The organism is Tunturiibacter gelidiferens, from assembly GCF_014201335.1.
GTDB classification, from domain to species: domain Bacteria; phylum Acidobacteriota; class Terriglobia; order Terriglobales; family Acidobacteriaceae; genus Edaphobacter; species Edaphobacter lichenicola_E.
In genome coordinates, this window is record NZ_JACHEB010000001.1 from 294,081 (window position 1) to 310,738 (window position 16,658).

The following is a 16,658-nucleotide window of genomic DNA, read 5'->3' on the forward strand; positions in this document are numbered from 1 at the left end:
GAGGCTACGGAGAGCAGATCCATGTTGACTGCCAGAGAAGTCTATCAACGGCTCACCACCGTGCTTCAAGAAATCTTTGACGACGAAGAACTTCAAGCCACGCCCGACGTCACCGCCTCTGAAATAGAAGGCTGGGATAGCCTCAAGCACGTTCGCCTCGTTCTCTCAGTCGAGAAGGCCTTCACATCTCCTTTGCCGCCTCAGAGATCGGAAATCTGAAAAATATCGGAGAACTGGCACCCCTTATCGAAGCCAAAGTCGTATGCCCGATCAAGCGCAAGACCTCCCTCGGTTTTGACCTGGCCTGGGTCGATGCCGAAGTCCTTCAGCTGGGCTGATTGCGCGGTGGGATCAGCAATGAAAGAGGATGCGTGGATGTCGATATTGCGAAGGCCATTGAGGCCGAAAAGCGGCTTTAGAAAATCGAGCCTTGTATCTTTGTTCCATTTCCCGGCGACCAGCTCAGCATCCCCGATCAATCCCCAGCCTTCGTGTTTCGCGATAGTTGCCAGTTGACAGAGATAGGCGAGGAGTTTGATCCCTTCTGTACTTTTGACTTCTTTCCTGGGAACCTGTAGCTTCACCAACATCGCTCGCAGGGGAGCTGATTCACGCCCTCAAACACCGAAAATATGAATTTGCAACGTTCGAGAAAGTCCGGATAGCTCATCGTTCGCGGCGCGACGTTCCCGAGTCTGCCTGGCAAGCGATTAGTCCACCAACCCCTGTGGCTAATCTCGCTCTTCGACAATCCGCCGATATCTGCTGCTGTGTACAACTCTCCTGCTGAATCACAGATTTGTGCGATTGAGTCCATGAGCGCGAGATAGGACTCCACCAGCTCTCGTTTGCGAACCCCAATATTGCGCTCCTCAGCGAAGGTGTTGGGCACCGGTAGCGGACGGGTCCGGAGGAGCTGAGTTTGGCACGTCCGGTGGAGGCATCAGCGATGTCTTTCCCTTACCCTTCTGGCAGCACCACCACAATGTGCCACTTTCTGTGAACGCCGGACATCGTAAGGGACGCGGAGTTCCTGACGTCGCAGGCTATGCCAGAGGTTATTCGATCGTCTACGCAGGCACGACGCAACCGGATGTTCAAGGGACAAGTGAAGCCGCTCCGCTTTATGCGGGGCTCGTCGTTGTGGTCAACTCACATCTCGGCGAGCGAGTTGGATATTGCAATCCCACGCTCTACGATGGTAGGAGCAACTCATATTTTGGGGCTCCGGGTTACACCTCGACAGCGGGCTGGGACGCGTGCACGGGCCTGGGAAGCCTTCGAGGGAGAGCCTTGCTTAAAGCTCTTCAGCGCCATCACGCGACGACTCATGAGGTCGGTCCTGAGCAGGGTTTCACTGGAAAGGTTGCTGGCCTGGTCTTCGACCGCTTCGGAGAATTCGATGGCTTCCTGATGGTCGATCTCGCTGGCGGTGAAAGAAAGTTTGACAGTCGAGACGGAGAGGTTGAGCAAGTGGTAAGCCGCGCTTGGAGCGAGCACGTAACCACCACAGTGTTATTCCGTGACAAGGAACCGCGCATTCCGATCTCCATTATTCTCCGTGGCCGTCCTTGACCGGAATGCGTCTTTTGAACACCGTCGGATCGCATTCAGTCCCTATAAACGATCATTTCGGTAGTAGTCGGGTGCCGATTATCATCGACGAGTGCATCGGCCTGTTATCGACAACTGAGGGTGGAACGATTGCGTTTGTTAGTAAACACAAGCCGACTTGTCGTTACAAATAGAGTCGTCGATGAGCGCATTGACGACTCTATCACTCGCCGCGAGCATGATTGTTGGACGGAGAGTCTCCACAGAGCAACTAACGAGGTAATAACTCTGGCTACTGGTAGCCGCAAGGGCGCTCGGAGCCTACCCACAGTTGGGCCAGGTCTCTGAGGTTGTGTTTGTATGTGCGCGTTACCAAGTATTCCTTCCCACCTTTTACACGCAGCCTGTACTCTCCCGTTGGTAAAGGTTGGACCTCCTCCACGGCCACAATATTTACGAGGACCGAGCGATGAATGCGAATAAAACCGTAGGGTTTGAGCTTCTCGGCAATGGACGAGAGCGACTCATGCACTAAATAGACATTAGGTCGATGTCGCAGCGAGACGTAATTACCTTCGGCTTGCACAGCCAGGACGTCGGCTAAATCCAAGAGTCGGATTGTACCCTTTGTCTTGAACGCGATTCGCGGCGTCATGCGATCAGCCTCTCCTGTGGTTGCCGGGCACGCGCAGAGACCTCAGCCATCCCACGATATTTCTGATTCCCACTTCCCACACCTTCGCATCTTGAGCAACCTTCGCTAACGACGCGTTGCCCTCGACCATCGCTATTAGAAAGCTGGCAGTCTCATCAGGGTTCAGCTCGCGGCGCACCGTCCCTTGCGACTGCCCCTTCCGCAAAAGCGCAGCAACTCCTTTCTGCCAGGCAAGGAAGAGCATCTCCAGTCTCGTACGGAACTGCTCGTCCAGGGGAGACATCTCCTGTGTCAAATTGAGCAGCGGGCAACTGTTTCGAATATCTTTAGGCCGACTTGGCAACCCTCGGACAATGCCGATCAGAATGTTGATGGGTTGCCCGTCGCCGAGCATAGGAGTCAACCATCTGTCTTGGAAGAGTTTTGCAATGATCTCTTCAACGATGGCATATCCCAAGGCTTCCTTGCTCTCAAAGTGGTGATAGAGCGCCCCCTTTGTGACGTTGGTAGCGGCGAGAATTGTATCGATGCCTGCACCCTGGAAGCCTGATCTGTGGACCTCCCGAAAAGCCGCTTGCAGCAGGCGTTTCCGTGTACGCTTTGGATCACGGAAACGTGTTTTCTTCTCGTGATCACTTAACATACCGACCAGTTTGTACGTTAAATATTCGAAAGTCAATCAAAACGCCTGTATGAGCCTTGACTGCGCGGTGTTCTCGAATTCCGTAGACTCCTGTCAGCTTAAGTATGGATAGTTGGAGAAACCTCGCCAAGGCCGTTTGGGGATCACCCCAGGAGATTGTTGGGCCGCCACTCCGCCTCGAAATCTGAAATGTTCGGCCTGTTATGTCACGTAATTGATGTGAACGTGGACCACCACGTGCACCCACGCATTACGCACATCGGCACGCAGATTTTCATTGGAGGAAAAGGAGAAGATATGAGCATATCAAGGCAGTTGCGGAATTTCTGGATGTCTGGAGTCGCGACGATTGTTCTGGGTAGCTTCAGCAATGCGTTCGCTCAACAGAGCTACAAAATGACCGACTTGGGCAATAACAAGAACAAGAACAACTTCGCCATGGTCATGGGCCTCAACAATCTAGGGTGGGCGGAGAACATGGATGGGATCGTGAACCCTCCTGAGACAAGTACGTCTACGACAATTGCAAGTGGCCGCGCCGTGATCAGCATTTACGGATTCAACATCGACTTGGGCACGCTTGGAAAACCCGACGCCAACAGTTGGATTGACTATGGTGGGATCAACGACCTCGGGGAAGCCGTTGGTTACTCCGAAACAGCTGAGACGGATCCGAACGGCGAAGACCTTTGCGGTTTTGGCACACATCTTGAGTGCGTTCCGTTTCTTTGGCGAGAAGGCCACATGAGTGCTCTTCCCACGCTCGGCGGAATTAATGGGTGGGCCAACGCCATCAATAACCGCGAACAAATCGTCGGATTTGCCGAAGACGGTGCCCTGGACTCCACATGCGGAGACACCGTGAAAAACAATCGAATTGTGTTGCCGGCGTTGTGGGAAAGAGGTAAGGTCGAAGCTCTTCCTCTGGCACGTAATAGCGATGTAGACGGTTTTGCAAACGGGATTAACAATCGAGGCCAGGCCGTAGGCTACTCAGGAAACTGCAACGAAGCTCACGCCGTAGTGTGGAAAGACAAGACTGTCTTTCCGCTTAAGGATTACGGAGTTTTCAGTTCCGCATACGCCATGAACAACAGCGGTCAGATCGTCGGGCAAATCGGCAGTGCTGAGGGCTACTTTGCCGCAGTTTGGCCGCAGGGCGCAGATGGCGAAGTCAAAAGCCTCAAACTTCTGCCGGGAGATTCTGCCGCCTTTGCCACCGGCATCAACAACCGGGGCCAGGTGGTGGGAAGCACCTTTGACTCGAATGGCGACTGGTCCCACGGCTTCATCTGGCAGGACGATGTGATCATCGACCTTAATACGGTAATTCCCGACGATTCCAACCTCCTCATAATCGCAGCTAGCAATATCAATGAGCTCGGACAAATCTCCGGCATGGCAACGGTGCAAAACGGCCCCCATAAGGGCGAAATTCATGCCTTCCTTTTGACACCGGCAGACATACGCATCGGCGCCTCGATGGCAGATTACGCACGTACACACCCGCATTCTGCTTTACCGGCGAATGCTTGCAATCACTCCTCGCAGAGATTCGGACCTGCCCGACTCCAGCGATAAAGGCATTCTTTCCCTTGCGTATGTGTTCGACCTCTGCTCGGTTTAATTCCCCAAGCGCGACGGCACGCACGGTTGGTAACACTAGCCCTTGAGGCGTGACAAACAGCGCGCCTCAAGGGTTTTTAGTGACCGCACGTCCGATGCCCGCGTGCTCGTCCGCGGGAAGTTATAGGTTGCCGGCCCGTCGCTATTAGCGGCTAAATATCAGAGGTTTAGGCACATCGCGTGAAGTTTCCGTTGAGGCTGGCCACGGGCAATGCAAGGGTTCGCTTCAACTGTTGGCTTTAGGCCAAAGCACTCATTGAGCTACGGTCAGCGCAGCCTCGATCATTAGTCCTGTGAAACGAGCTTATCGTCAGGGATGTCTCTGGATTAGCGACAAATCGTCGAGTCACTCATTGAGGTCGGATTAGTAACGACAAATGGAATGAGAAGGGTGCCTTAGAGGAGACTGAGGCATGAGCAAACAAGGAGCTGTTCTCGCAACCAAGAAATCAGCCAGGAGGGTTCTGGTTGGAGCGACGATCGTTGGCGTGGATTTAGGAGACCAGTGGAGTCATTACTGCATACTCGATGAAGATGGCGAGATTACAGAAGAGGGCCGCTTCCGAACGAGTGAAAGTGGAGTGGCAAAGCGCTTTGAAGATATGGATCATGCTCGAGTTGCCATGGAAGCGGGTACTCACTCGATCTGGATCTCTGAACAGCTGAAGGAGTATGGGCATGAGGTGATCGTCGCCAACGTCACCGAATTGCATGCCATCAGTCGTAACGACAGCAAGAGCGACCGGACCGACGCAGAAAAGCTTGCACGGTATGCCCGACTTGATCCGAGGATCCTGCGTCCAATTACCCATCGGACGGTGGAGCAGCAACAGGCACTGACTATGATCCGAGCGCGGGATGTTCTGGTTCGTCCGCGCACGGCGGTTGTGAATGCTGCTCGTGGCTTGGCCAAACCATGCGGATATCGTCTGCCAGCGTCATCGACTCGAAGCTTCCCGGCGCGTTGCGCCGGCCTGCTTCCGGAAGGACTGGCGGCTGCACTGGAACCGCTGTTCGCGCAGATTGCGCACATGAACGCACAGATTAAACTGTACGATCGCGCGATCCTGAAGCTGGCAACTGTGACCTATCCGGAGACCCAGGCACTGACTCAAGTCCACGGCGTCGGCCCGCTGACGGCAGTTACTTATGTCTTGACTCTGGGGAGCAAGGAACGCTTCGAACGAAGTCGTGACGTCGGCTGCTATCTCGGCCTTCGACCGAAACGAAGCCAATCCGGTGATCGTGATCCGCAACTGAGAATCACGAAAGCTGGTAATGAATACCTACGGCGGCTCCTCACTGAATGCGCCAACTTCATCCTTGGCCGCTTCGGTAAGGACAGCTCGCTGAGACGGTGGGGACTCCATTTGGCCGAGCGAGGCGGGAGGAATGCCCGGAAGAAAGCAATCGTTGCTGTTGCGAGAAAACTGGCAGTTCTGCTTCATCGTCTCTGGGTGACGGACCAACCTTATGTTCCCCTCCATGAAGCTCAAGCTGCTTGAAACAGGAAAGGATCTCTGATGTTGCGATCACACCGTGTCACGATGACTGCGAAGCCGACTTGACCTTCGAGGTCGACCGATAAATGGCAGCATCGATCTCTCGTTGGACTCCAAAAGGCACAGAGCCAATGGCTCACTCATAGTCCGAATAGAAAGTTGGTCGGAGAACAACATGGTGCGAAGCGGAATCTCAACCAGATTCAAGACTGGAAACCAACAATGACTTGACGCTGGCACCCTTCTCATAGAATGTCGGCTTCTCGGAAGGAATCCCCATCATTCCCGCAAAGCGGGGTTATCGAAAACTTTGGGACGTTCTTGCGGAAAAGCGGACCTTTTCGAGAATATCCGGGCGTGAGTAAACAGAAGCACGTTTCCTGCAATTTGTCTCAACAGGGTAGGTTGGGAAACAGCGTTCGTGTGTGTTCGACTGCGAAGTCCCTAAAGACTCGTACTGCCTGAGACAGATGTTTGTTACTTAGGTGGAGCAGCCAGAGATCAAAAGTGCGGAAGCGCCACTTCGGCATCACTTCGACGAGAGCCTCCTTGCGCGACAGACCCGGTAGAACGACGGGAGGAAGTTCTCCAACGCCAGCTCCCGCCAAGATCGCGGGCGCGAGTCCCGCATAGTCGTTCATCGAGAGATACGGATCGAAGAACAGCGTCTCTTTCTGATTGCCGTCAACGTGTTCGAAGATCCAGCGATCCCGCGGTTTCCAGCGAGCGAAGGAGAGAAGACGATGTTTCAGCAGATCCTGAGGATGCCTGATGGGAGGAAACCTCTTCAGATACGACCGGCTGGCCAGCAACTGATGGCGATAGCTGAGGAGTTTGCGTCCAACAAGGACCGAATCGCCCAGTTGTCCGATGCGAACGATCAGGTCTACGCCATCGGTGATGTGATCGACGGCCCGTTCGGCAATCAGCACCTGAACCCGCACGTCTGGGTAACGAGCCTGGAACCCGTTGATTAGCGGAGCGAGGAACGAATCAGAGATGCTTGGCGGCGCTGAAAGCCGGAGCTTTCCTGACACAGTGGCTCCATAGTTGGAGGCGATACTCGAAACCGCGTCGCTCACCTGCGCCCCCTGCTCCGCGTGCTCCAGCAGTTCAGCGCCAACGTCGGTCAGCCGGAGTCTGCGCGTGGAGCGATCGAGAAGCCGGACGCCGAGTTGGTTTTCCAGTTCCGCGATGCGGCGGCTCAGGGTCGACGTTGGCATCTTCATGCGCCGGGCGGCTTCGGCGAAGCTGCTAGCCTCAACGACACGAGCGAAGGCGACCAAAGAGTTCAAATCCATAATCATTGCATTATCCCAAATATGGCACAGTCGATGCCACACCATGCCACTACCGCAACTCTTGTGCTACAGCTAGAGTCCCTAGTGGAGGACGAAACGACATGAGCGATGTGCAGGCCATCACCGCCTTGCTGGTACGGTACGAAGAGGCACTCAACCAATCCGACACGGAAGCGGTGATGAAGCTGTATGCCGGTGACGGCATCTTTATGCCACAGCACTTTCCGTCGAGTGGGGGAGCCGATGCGGTACGGCGAGCATACGAAGGCACTTTTTTTGCAATTCAGCTGACCGTCAAATTCAAGATAGAAGAGGTTCATCCGGTTTCGTCCGATTGGGCGTTTGCACGTACAAATTCCGTCGGAACCGTTTTGGTGCATGCCACCGGAGACTCTTCTGCCGAGGCGAATCAAGAGCTGTTTGTCTTGCAGAATGTCGAAGGCGAATGGAAGATCGCGCGGTATTGCTTCTCAACTACCAACCCACCTCGCGCTTAACCCAGTCAGGAGAGAGACCATGCCAGATATGAAAGCAGTCGTGATCCACGAAGCGGGCGGACCAGATGTGCTTAAGATCGAGAGCCTTCCGATCCCCACCCCGAAGCAGGGCGAGCTGCTGATTCGAGTTAAGGCATTCGGTTTGAACCGCTCCGAACTGTTCACGAGGCAGGGCATTCGCCAAACGTCAAGTTTCCGCGTGTGCTGGGCATCGAGGCCGTCGGAGTCGTGGAGGATGCCCCCGGCGATGAGGTAAAACGGGGCGACGTCGTAGCGACAGCGATGGGTGGCCTGGGGCGACAGTTCGATGGGGGCTATGCCGAGTACACCTGTGTCCCCGCCGGACAGGTGCAGGTCATTCGCACAAGCCCGGATTGGACCACCCTCGGAGCGATGCTGGAGACTGCATGGGGATCTCTCTTTCGCTCACTGCGACTGCAGGAGGGCGAGACGCTGATGGTGCGCGGGGGCACCACCTCGGTTGGTCTAGCTGCGGCTGCGATCGCAAAGAACTACGGAGCCCATGTGGCCTCCACGACGCGAAACCCTGACCGCGTCGCCGTGCTGCGTTCCTCGGGCGCAGACCATGTGTTTTTGGATACGGGGGCCATCACTGATGATGGTTCGCCGAAACTACCCGCAGGGCGTAGACAAAGTGCTCGAACTTATTGGAACCACCACGCTCGAGGACTCTCTTCATTGTGCTCGCGAGGGCGGCGTGGTCTGCATGACCGGCATCGTGGGTAACCAGTGGGCGTTCGAAAGCTTCGCTCCGATGGAAAGATTCCTACAGCCGTATGTCTGACCTCGTATGCGGGCGAGTCGTCTGACTTTATGCGCACTCCTCTGGAGGAGTTCGCCCAGCAGATCGCCGCAGGCACCTTGAAGATCCAGGTAGGCCGCGTGTTCCAGATAGACGAGATCGTGGAGGCACATCGGCTTATGGAGGAAAACAAGGCTGGCGGTAAGATCGTAGTTCTCGTTCCTTGATACGATGGCCGATTTCTCTGCTAAGGCCTGAAAAGTTGGCTCGTGTTGACCTATCAGGCGCACAACGGAAAACCGCCCATTCTCTGCGCAAAAACTCTATGCATCCAGCCTTCTTGGAGGCGACAGCGGAATAATTTGCAAGAGATTTGCAAGAACGTTGGGCATTCTGGCACTTTTGGCGCTTCCTGCACCTTTTGGAATCTGTAAGTTACAAATTCCATTAGCAGCCCGGGAGACCGATCCCATCTCTGACCACCACATCTTAAGCGATACGTCACCAATTACTCCTCGACTTCGATTTGTTCACAGAATTCGCCATAGTGAAGGTAGTTATTGGTCGACTGAACAAAAGCCTTGGGGTTCGAAGACGGTAGACAGAACTTATAAGCAGTCCAACTTCGCAAGCGACAAGATCGCGCCGAGCTGTCAGACTCCTGTCCTGCGCGTCGGTCGGTTTTGAGTAAGGTTTTAGTGATTGTTTTTTATGCGGTGGGTTTGTGGTGTTTTGTTGGGGTTTTGAGAAATGTGAGTGCTTTGACGTGGTGTTTTGGTGGTCTTGGTGTGGTGTTTTGCGTGGCTGGCGTGGTGTCTTAGCAGTCACTTTTTTGGGTGGGAAAAATGTGACAGGGTTTTTGGATTTATTTTTGGGGCTTCCCGTTTTGGAATTGTGGGTGTGCGGTAGCGGGAGTTCGTGGCCGAGCAGTAGTCTTCGGGGCCGTGGTTCCTGTCGCGTGCGATGAGGGCTTGCTTGTTTGTGTCCCATCCTTCGCAAAAGACGCGAAGGATGGGAGCCTGGTAGCGAGCTGCTTCGTTGTTAGAGTTTCTTTTTGAGGTCGTAGGCCATGTTCTTGTGGGCCGCGACGGCGGTCTTGCCCTTGATGACTGCGGCCTGGAACTTTACGTCTTTGGTGTCCTTGGCTTCCGTGGTGAATGCCTTCAGGGCTTTGGTGTGGTCGGTCACCATCTGATCCATGTATTCCTTGTCGAAGTCGTTGCCGGAGAGACCGTTGAGTTTATCCAGTTCTTTCTGAGCGTCGGGGTCGGGGCCGGTGGGAGCGGTGAGGCCCCAGGAGTCGGCGAAGGGCTTCATGCTCGCGGTCATCTGCGTGTGTTCTTTGACCATCTTTTCGGCGAACGCCTTGACTGCGGGATTAGTGGCTTTCTGTTCTGCCAACTGGCTGAGGGCTATCTCGTTCTGGTCGGATTGCGCTGCCATGGCGAGAAACTTCTTGTCGTCATCCGTGACTGCTTTTGCTTTGACTGGCAGGATGGTGGCAGCAATGCCGAGCATTGCGCAACATATCCATTGCGTAGATTTTTTCATTGGTTCTCCGATAGTGCGGGGTGGCCGCGAAGTTCGTTCAACGCGTAAGAGGCAGTCTTGTGGCTTCGCGTTGTATCTCGGAGGCTGGTTACACGTATCAGTTTGCGTGGGGCGCAAAATTCTTCCTGCAAATACTTCCAGGTTTATAGCATCGTTACTAATCCTTCTAGATCAGCGCAATGTCTCGGGCGAACAGGTTCTGCTCGTTGGCATTAACCGCGCGCTTCGGTCGCATGCGGGTTGATTGAAGCTGCGAGCCGCAAAGCGAGACCTATAAACTCTATAGCGTTCTCGGGGCTGAGTGCTCCACGTGTGGCGTGTTCTGCATCGGCTACCAGACTTCGAAGTTTTGACAATAACTCATACTGCGAGTGTGAAATCACGCCTTCATTTAGGAGTATTGATCCGACGACCATAGGCATCGTCTTCGCGGCGTCAGTGATTTCAAGCTTCCTGTCATCCGCGGCTTGGAGGGCAGCTTCTTGTACTCTGTGCCACGCCGATGTGATTGCGCTGCGGGGTCGAACTTCCGCTAATGTGATCAAGTCTTCCCAAGGATTACGCCCACCACTCGCGGGTTCATTGGGCAACGACGTTCTGTCAGCCACCCTAACTAAGTTTGCAACTTCTTTACCGAACTCAATCTCTACGTCGCTGTACTTAACCTTTCTGACGAATGGAATGAGGGCAAGAAGATGTTTTCTCAAAAGAAGTACACACGTAAGGACAGTCAGCGGCTAAGCTGTGGCTGAGACAATTTGCGAAATAAATGTAAGGGTCTTTGACCCTGTCTCTGCGGCTGTTTTGTCGACCATCTACCCTCCGTCCCCACGAGGCTGCGGGTGTAGTCTGCGGGCTGTGAGGCAAGACCACGGCTTCGGGCAGTTTACATCCCCACCCTTCGCAAAAAATGCGAAGGATGGGGCACCCAAGTTTTGTCGTTTAGTTAAAGGGTGGGGCATACGGCGATGGCCTATTACTGCTTTGGTATAGGAATAGGACCAGGAATAGCCTTCTGGGAGTGAGGATCGGCCGCCGATGGCACGCCTTGCGGAATTGCCGGTGGAAGTCCTGGAATTGAGAAATTTGCATCTGGAATCGGCACTTTTCGTATCGCTTCGAGTAGAAATTGCACTGGAGCCATTCCGGCGACATCATAGCCACTAAATGATGTTGACTGCACACCTAACAAAAATGCGCGCTGACCGGACACTGAGATTCCAGGAAAACCAACTGGGACAAAAAAGATTGGGGATCCGCTGTTACCTGGAACGAGACTGGCAGCGATCATCCATTCCGTTTGCAGATTAGCTGTGCAGCCTGGGCAGCAAGCAACGCTAATTTTTTCTTCCGGCACACTAGAAACGAACCCGAATTTGAAAATAGGATAGTTCCGCCTCGAACCTGATGCACCAAGCAACAACCCCGCTGAAGCTATCTGCGCACCGCTATTCACTTTTTTTAATTCTTCAGGGTTTGGAAGTTCCGTTATCGAAATGGGCGCATTTTCTGTGTCAAGAGTCGACATATATTGGCCGTTCAACACAGTGAAGGCAATGTCGACAGATTGATCATCTGGGAAGAACCAGTCGGAATGTCCATTTGTGCTCATCGGCACTGGAACTTCAATGGTTCCGGCTGCCTCCGTCTGAGGGTCATAGGTTTTTGTTGAAGACAGCAACCAGTGTTCCATTTGAAGGCTTACATCCGGCCCACGCTGGATCGACGATATGGCGTGCTGTTACTAGGATTTCGTATGTCTGATTAGGATTTGATTTGAGAGGAACGCCGATCAAAAAAGCTGTTCCAGCTTCTTGCAGCTGTCCGGCGGAATCTACAACATGCAAAAACACAACTGAGCGGCGAACCGAATCAAGGTTTATGTTGAAACGCTTTGTGCGTTCCCCACCATCAAAAACGCACTCGTGAGCAATATTGTTGCGCCAAATTTACGTAATAGACGACAAACTCTGCATGTCATATGCCACTGATAGTGAACTAGATATACCTAAGTCGCAATAGCCGAATGAGAAGCGATCTTATTTCGCTGAGGCTGAAGCCATCGACTCTATTCTGGGGGGCTAAATACGATCGGTGAGGCGGTATGGCGGAGAATGGGATTCGAGTCGACCCCTCTGGTCCGTCTTTTTGGAATCAATGGGATAGTCGGTAAAAGTCACTGCTGAAACGGGTTATATGCATTTCTGCATGTGGTTGATGATACGGGTTGATATCGATTGGTACCAGTCAAAACTGCGGAAAAGTGTAGCCAGAGTGTAGCCACCACGGCAGCTTCGAGAGATGACTGCCTATGCGTCCTCAGCTAGAAGGCTCGATTGCCGGGTCTAGATAGCGACTGTGGAGGTGATGAGATCTTCGACGCGGACGGGTAGATCGCGTACGCGGACTCCGGTCGCGTGGTAGACAGCTGCCGTGATGGCTGGGGCCATTCCGGCGAGACCGATCTCGCCGATGCCGCGGGCGCCGTATTCTCCGATCATGGGGTCGGGGATGTCGAGAAAGGTTATGTCGATTTCGGGATGGTCGGCGGAGGTGGGGACGATGTAGTCGGCGAAGTTGTCGTTGATGGGGTGACCGTTGCGGGGATCGTAGGTGGTGGACTCGAGCAGGCCCATGCCGATGCCCATGACGACGGCTCCGGCCATCTGGTTTCGCGCGGTCTTGGTGTTGATGATGCGGCCAGCGTCGACGACACTGACGACGCGGCTGACGCGGAGATGGCATATGCCTGGGTCCCATTCAACCTCGACGAACTGCGCACCGAAGGAGTGGCTGGAGAAGTTCTTGCCGTCGGTGTCGGAGCCGTAGCCTCCAGTCTTCCCTTCTCCGTTGGCGCTGCCGAGATTGGCGAGCTTTAGAATCTCCTGGAAGGGGACGCCGGAGTCGGGTGTCTGATTTTTGAGGTGAACGCGACCTGAAGACATGGCGAGGTCGGCAGGCTGCTTGCCCAGGAATGGTGAGCCTTTCGCGGAGCCTGCGGTGGTGAGAACGACTTTGATGGCGTTGACGGCTGCTTCGGCGACGGCAGGGATGATGGTGGCGGTGGCGGTTGAACCTCCGGAGGTCGGTCCGGGCGGAAGGGAGCTGCTGCCGAGGACAGATTGGATGCGGGTGACGGGGATGCCGGTTTTGTCGCTGACGATTTGAGCGATGACGGTGTAGGTGCCGGTGCCGGGGTCCTGGCTGCCGGAGCTAACGCGGGCTGAGCCGTCGACGTTGAGACTGACGGATGCTTCAGAGATGCCGCGACCGGCAGACCATGAAGCAGCGGCGACGCCCCATCCGAGGATCAGATCGCCTTTGCGCATGGACCCTACGGCTGGCGTGCGCTTTTCCCAACCGAATTTTTTGGAGCCCACTTCGAGACACTCTTTGAGGTGACGCGAAGAAAAGGGTTTGTTCTTTTCTTCGTCAGTGAGTGTATCGAGCGAGAGGCGGAGCTGGACGGGATCTTTTTGAAGCTTAATGGCGAGCTCGTCCATTGCTGATTCGAGGGCGAAGAGGCCGGGTACTGCTCCCGGGCCGCGCATGGGCGTGGGAGTGCCGACGTTGCGGCGGACGAGGGCGGAGGATACCTGCAGGTTGGCGGTGCTGTAGAGGAATGGTGTGGCTTCGCCGCAGTTTTCGCGGATGTCGTCGTTGATGGAGGTGTGGTTGCGATAGTCTTGGCTTAGCGAGAGAAGCTTGCCGTCGGGAGTTGCGCCAAGGCGCATGCGCTGTTGCGTGCGTGGACGATGGCCAACGTTGGCAAACATCATCTTGCGTGAGAGCGTCAGCTTGACGGGCCGGTTGAGGCGGCGAGCGGCCACCGCTGCAAGTGCAGAGTGGGGCCATGGGAAGAGCTTTCCGCCGAAGCCGGAGCCGATGAAGCGGGAGATCACCTCAACATTTTCTTTCGGGACGCCGAGGACCTGGCTCATGACGTTCAGGTGGTTCATTACGCCCTGGGAACTCTCGTAGAGAGTGAACTTTTTCCCGTCGAAGATGGCGACGGTGGCGTGCATCTCCATTGGGTTGTGGGTTTCGGCGGGCGTGGTGTAGGTGTAGTCGATTTTGATGGGGGCTGAGGCGAAGACGGCTTCGGGGTCGCCGCGGTGGCTGAGGATTCTTGGGCCTCCGGGTGCGCCGATGGCGGGCATAGGGTCACTGAGGTCGGTGGCGACGCTGAATTCTTCTGGTGTGTAGGCGATTTTGACGGCGGCGGCGGCGGCTTGCGCCTGCGCGAAGGTTTCGGCTATGGCGAGTGCGACGTATTGGCCCCAGTAGTAGACGGTGTCGTCTTCGAAGGGAGGGCGCTGCTCGCTGTTGCGTCCGCCGGAGGCGTTGCGGTAGACGTGGTCGAAGTTGCTGTGGTGAAGAATCGTGAGGACGCCGGGCATCTTCTCGGCGACGGAGGTATCTATGTTGCTTATCTTGCCCGAGGCGATGGTGGCTCCGACAGGGACTGCGTAGACCATTCCGGGGAAGTTGTAATCTGATGCGTAGCGGGCGGAGCCGGTGGTTTTCAGCGGGCCATCGACGCGTGAGAGCGAAGCGCCGATCACTGCTGTGGGCTCAGCAGTGGAGGCCTGGATATGGCCATTAGGGCCGGCCTTGTCGGCTTGGATAAAATCGAGGAATTCACTGAATAACATTAGATACTCCTGCGGTTGTGCGAACAGCTATTACTTACGCGGACTTGGTGGACATGGTGAGGGCGCGGACGATGCATCGACGCGACAGCTCCACCTTGAATGCATTTTCGCTGGCTGGCTTGGCGTTTCTCAAAGCGGCCTCTGCTGCTCTTACGAACGTGGCGCGATCCGGGGAGTGTCCTTCGAGCGCTTTCTCTGCTTCGAGGGAACGCCAGGGTTTGGTGCCTACACCTCCCAGCGCAACGCGGATGTGTTGGATCTTCCCGCCTGAAACTTTCATGACGATCGCGGCGGAGGCGAGTGCGAACTCGTAGGCTGCGCGGTCGCGAAGCTTGAGGTAGGTGAAGTTAGCGCCAGCTATCGGCGAAGGCAGCGTGACGCTGGTTATGATCTCGCCAGGCTCTAAAACATTCTCGCGGTTGGGAGTGGAGCCGGGAACGAGGTAGAAGTCATGGATTGGGACGCTGCGCTTGGCCTGGGGACCCTGAATTTGAATTGTGGCTTCGAGCGCGGTGAGCGCGACGTTTTGGTCAGAAGGGTTGGTTGCGATGCAGTCCTTGCTCGTGCCGAGGATCGCAAGCATGCGGTTGTGGCCGCCGATGGCCGAACAGCCGGTGCCGGGCTCACGCTTATTGCAGGCGTGGGCAGTGTCGCGGAAGTAGACGCAACGTGTACGTTGAAGAAGATTGCCGCCGGTGGTAGCCATGTTACGCAACTGCGGCGAAGCGCCGGATAACAGGGCTTGCGAGAGAACCGGGTAGTCGCGAAGAACTGTCGGATGATGCGCGACATCGGAGTTGCGGGCGAGGGCGCCAATGATCAGACCGCCTTCGGCGTTGAGCTCGACCCGATCGAGAGGAAGAATGTTAATGTCAACAATCTCACGTGGGCGCTCGACGTTGAGCTTCATGAGGTCGACTAGCGTAGTGCCGCCGGCGATGAAGCGGACCTGAGCCCCCTGTTGGGCTGTCGCGGACTTGGCTGCAGCTTGTACAGCTTGATCGACAGTGGCGGGTTGCGTGAAGGTGAAGGTATCCATGTTTCGACTCCGGTTGGTTCCCTGCTGTGAGGCTTAGGAGCTGTGGCGGACCTGTTGAACGGCGGCGACGATGTTCGAGTAGGCACCGCAGCGACATATGTTGCCGTACATCGCCTGCTTGACGTCGGCATCCGTTGGCCCGACGTTCTCTTTGAGCACCGAGACGGCGGACATGATCTGGCCTGAGGTGCAGTATCCACACTGGTAGCCGTCGTGCTCGATGAAGGCAGCCTGCATCGGGTGGAGATGATCCGGCTGACCGATACCTTCGATCGTTGTGATCTCATCGTTCCGATGCATGACGGCGAAGGAGAGACAGGAGTTGACGCGGCGACCGTTAACGTGGACCGTGCAGGCTCCACATTGACCGTGATCGCAGCCTTTCTTGGTGCCGGACAGCGCAAGGTTCTCGCGGAGGCAGTCGAGCAGAGTTGTACGGGGGTCAAGTTGGAGAGCATGGGATTGCCCGTTGACTTTGAGAGTGAGGGCAACCGTACCCTCAGGAAGAACTTCTTCCGTCGCAACGGGTGGAGGAGCGACCGGGGTCGAGGCCGACGCGAGCACTGGAGGCGCCGCGGCGGCAAGACCTGCGGCTCCAAGATGCGAGAGAAAGGAACGGCGGCTGAGGCGGTTGTTCGGTGGGGTTTCGGAGGGAGCTACTGCAGCCGAATCAGGATAAGACTCCGAATCGACTGCTGAAGGAACCTCAATTTCTGGATCGGTGGGATGCTTTGCCATAGAGCCTCTGTGAGATCGAGAGTGAAATGCGAGTGCTGGCGCTCTTCTAATGGACGGTCTGGGCGGGCATCAAGTTGCACATTTGCTCGGCCGATATGGGGATGTTCAAAACCAATCGGAGAATGACCTATGGC

At 55.4% G+C, this 16,658-nt stretch carries 17 protein-coding genes; 7 read left to right on the forward strand and 10 right to left on the reverse strand.

All coding sequences use genetic code 11. The features are described 5' to 3' along the window. Positions 1–21 precede the first annotated feature (21 nt). Entirely contained in the window at positions 22–219 is a 198-nt protein-coding gene (locus tag HDF14_RS01155) for an acyl carrier protein (RefSeq protein WP_183972746.1), read from the forward strand. Here HDF14_RS01155 and HDF14_RS01160 read toward each other — a convergent pair. Further along, positions 201–584, reverse strand: coding sequence for a hypothetical protein (locus tag HDF14_RS01160; protein WP_183972749.1), 384 nt, complete (start codon positions 582–584; stop codon positions 201–203). The two genes, HDF14_RS01155 and HDF14_RS01160, sit on opposite strands and share 19 nt — an antisense overlap. A gap of 403 nt (positions 585–987) precedes the next feature. Here HDF14_RS01160 and HDF14_RS01165 point away from each other — a divergent pair, with 403 nt between their 5' ends. After that, complete coding sequence (locus HDF14_RS01165; protein WP_183972751.1) at positions 988–1,575, forward strand: hypothetical protein; 588 nt, start codon at positions 988–990, stop codon at positions 1,573–1,575. Between the two features lie 271 nt (positions 1,576–1,846). Here HDF14_RS01165 and HDF14_RS27315 read toward each other — a convergent pair whose 3' ends face one another. Together HDF14_RS27315 and HDF14_RS01175 are read right to left on the reverse strand one after the other, a co-directional pair. After that, complete coding sequence (locus HDF14_RS27315) at positions 1,847–2,209, reverse strand: LytR/AlgR family response regulator transcription factor (RefSeq protein WP_183972753.1); 363 nt, start codon at positions 2,207–2,209, stop codon at positions 1,847–1,849. Between the two features lie 4 nt (positions 2,210–2,213). After that, on the reverse strand, positions 2,214–2,888 hold the full coding sequence (locus HDF14_RS01175) for a TetR/AcrR family transcriptional regulator (protein ID WP_183972755.1): 675 nt from the start codon (positions 2,886–2,888) through the stop codon (positions 2,214–2,216). A gap of 261 nt (positions 2,889–3,149) precedes the next feature. Here HDF14_RS01175 and HDF14_RS01180 point away from each other — a divergent pair, with 261 nt between their 5' ends. After that, complete coding sequence (locus HDF14_RS01180) at positions 3,150–4,433, forward strand: hypothetical protein (protein ID WP_183972757.1); 1,284 nt, start codon at positions 3,150–3,152, stop codon at positions 4,431–4,433. 458 nt (positions 4,434–4,891) lie between these two features. Continuing rightward, positions 4,892–5,983 carry an IS110 family transposase gene (locus HDF14_RS01185; protein WP_221304504.1) on the forward strand — a complete coding sequence of 364 codons (1,092 nt, stop codon included), beginning with the start codon at positions 4,892–4,894 and terminating at the stop codon, positions 5,981–5,983. Positions 5,984–6,372: 389 nt separating this feature from the next. Here HDF14_RS01185 and HDF14_RS01190 read toward each other — a convergent pair whose 3' ends face one another. After that, entirely contained in the window at positions 6,373–7,281 is a 909-nt protein-coding gene (locus HDF14_RS01190) for a LysR family transcriptional regulator (protein ID WP_183972759.1), read from the reverse strand. A 101-nt stretch (positions 7,282–7,382) separates the two neighbouring features. Here HDF14_RS01190 and HDF14_RS01195 point away from each other — a divergent pair, with 101 nt between their 5' ends. After that, positions 7,383–7,778, forward strand: a complete 396-nt coding sequence (locus HDF14_RS01195) for a YybH family protein (protein ID WP_183972761.1) — start codon at positions 7,383–7,385, stop codon at positions 7,776–7,778. Here the strand turns inward: HDF14_RS01195 and HDF14_RS25930 are convergent. Further along, on the reverse strand, positions 7,756–7,962 hold the full coding sequence (locus HDF14_RS25930) for a hypothetical protein (RefSeq protein WP_221304505.1): 207 nt from the start codon (positions 7,960–7,962) through the stop codon (positions 7,756–7,758). The two genes, HDF14_RS01195 and HDF14_RS25930, sit on opposite strands and share 23 nt — an antisense overlap. A 17-nt stretch (positions 7,963–7,979) precedes the next feature. Here HDF14_RS25930 and HDF14_RS25935 point away from each other — a divergent pair, with 17 nt between their 5' ends. Beyond that, entirely contained in the window at positions 7,980–8,525 is a 546-nt protein-coding gene (locus HDF14_RS25935; RefSeq protein WP_221304506.1) for a hypothetical protein, read from the forward strand. 3 nt (positions 8,526–8,528) lie between these two features. Continuing rightward, the gene (locus HDF14_RS25940) at positions 8,529–8,768 is read left to right on the forward strand and encodes a zinc-binding dehydrogenase (protein ID WP_221304507.1); all 240 of its coding nucleotides are present in this window, start codon (positions 8,529–8,531) and stop codon (positions 8,766–8,768) included. 814 nt (positions 8,769–9,582) lie between these two features. On the opposite strand, the gene HDF14_RS01205 is transcribed toward HDF14_RS25940, so the two are convergent. The 5 genes from HDF14_RS01205 to HDF14_RS01225 form a co-directional block, all read right to left on the reverse strand. After that, positions 9,583–10,092, reverse strand: coding sequence for a DUF4142 domain-containing protein (locus HDF14_RS01205; RefSeq protein WP_183972763.1), 510 nt, complete (start codon positions 10,090–10,092; stop codon positions 9,583–9,585). A 976-nt stretch (positions 10,093–11,068) separates the two neighbouring features. Continuing rightward, on the reverse strand, positions 11,069–11,785 hold the full coding sequence (locus HDF14_RS01210) for a hypothetical protein (RefSeq protein ID WP_183972765.1): 717 nt from the start codon (positions 11,783–11,785) through the stop codon (positions 11,069–11,071). 652 nt (positions 11,786–12,437) lie between these two features. Further along, on the reverse strand, positions 12,438–14,747 hold the full coding sequence (locus HDF14_RS01215) for a xanthine dehydrogenase family protein molybdopterin-binding subunit (protein WP_183972767.1): 2,310 nt from the start codon (positions 14,745–14,747) through the stop codon (positions 12,438–12,440). Between the two features lie 34 nt (positions 14,748–14,781). Then, the gene (locus HDF14_RS01220) at positions 14,782–15,786 is read right to left on the reverse strand and encodes an FAD binding domain-containing protein (protein ID WP_183972769.1); all 1,005 of its coding nucleotides are present in this window, start codon (positions 15,784–15,786) and stop codon (positions 14,782–14,784) included. 33 nt (positions 15,787–15,819) lie between these two features. After that, entirely contained in the window at positions 15,820–16,524 is a 705-nt protein-coding gene (locus HDF14_RS01225) for a (2Fe-2S)-binding protein (protein WP_183972771.1), read from the reverse strand. Between the last annotated feature and the right edge of the window lie 134 nt (positions 16,525–16,658).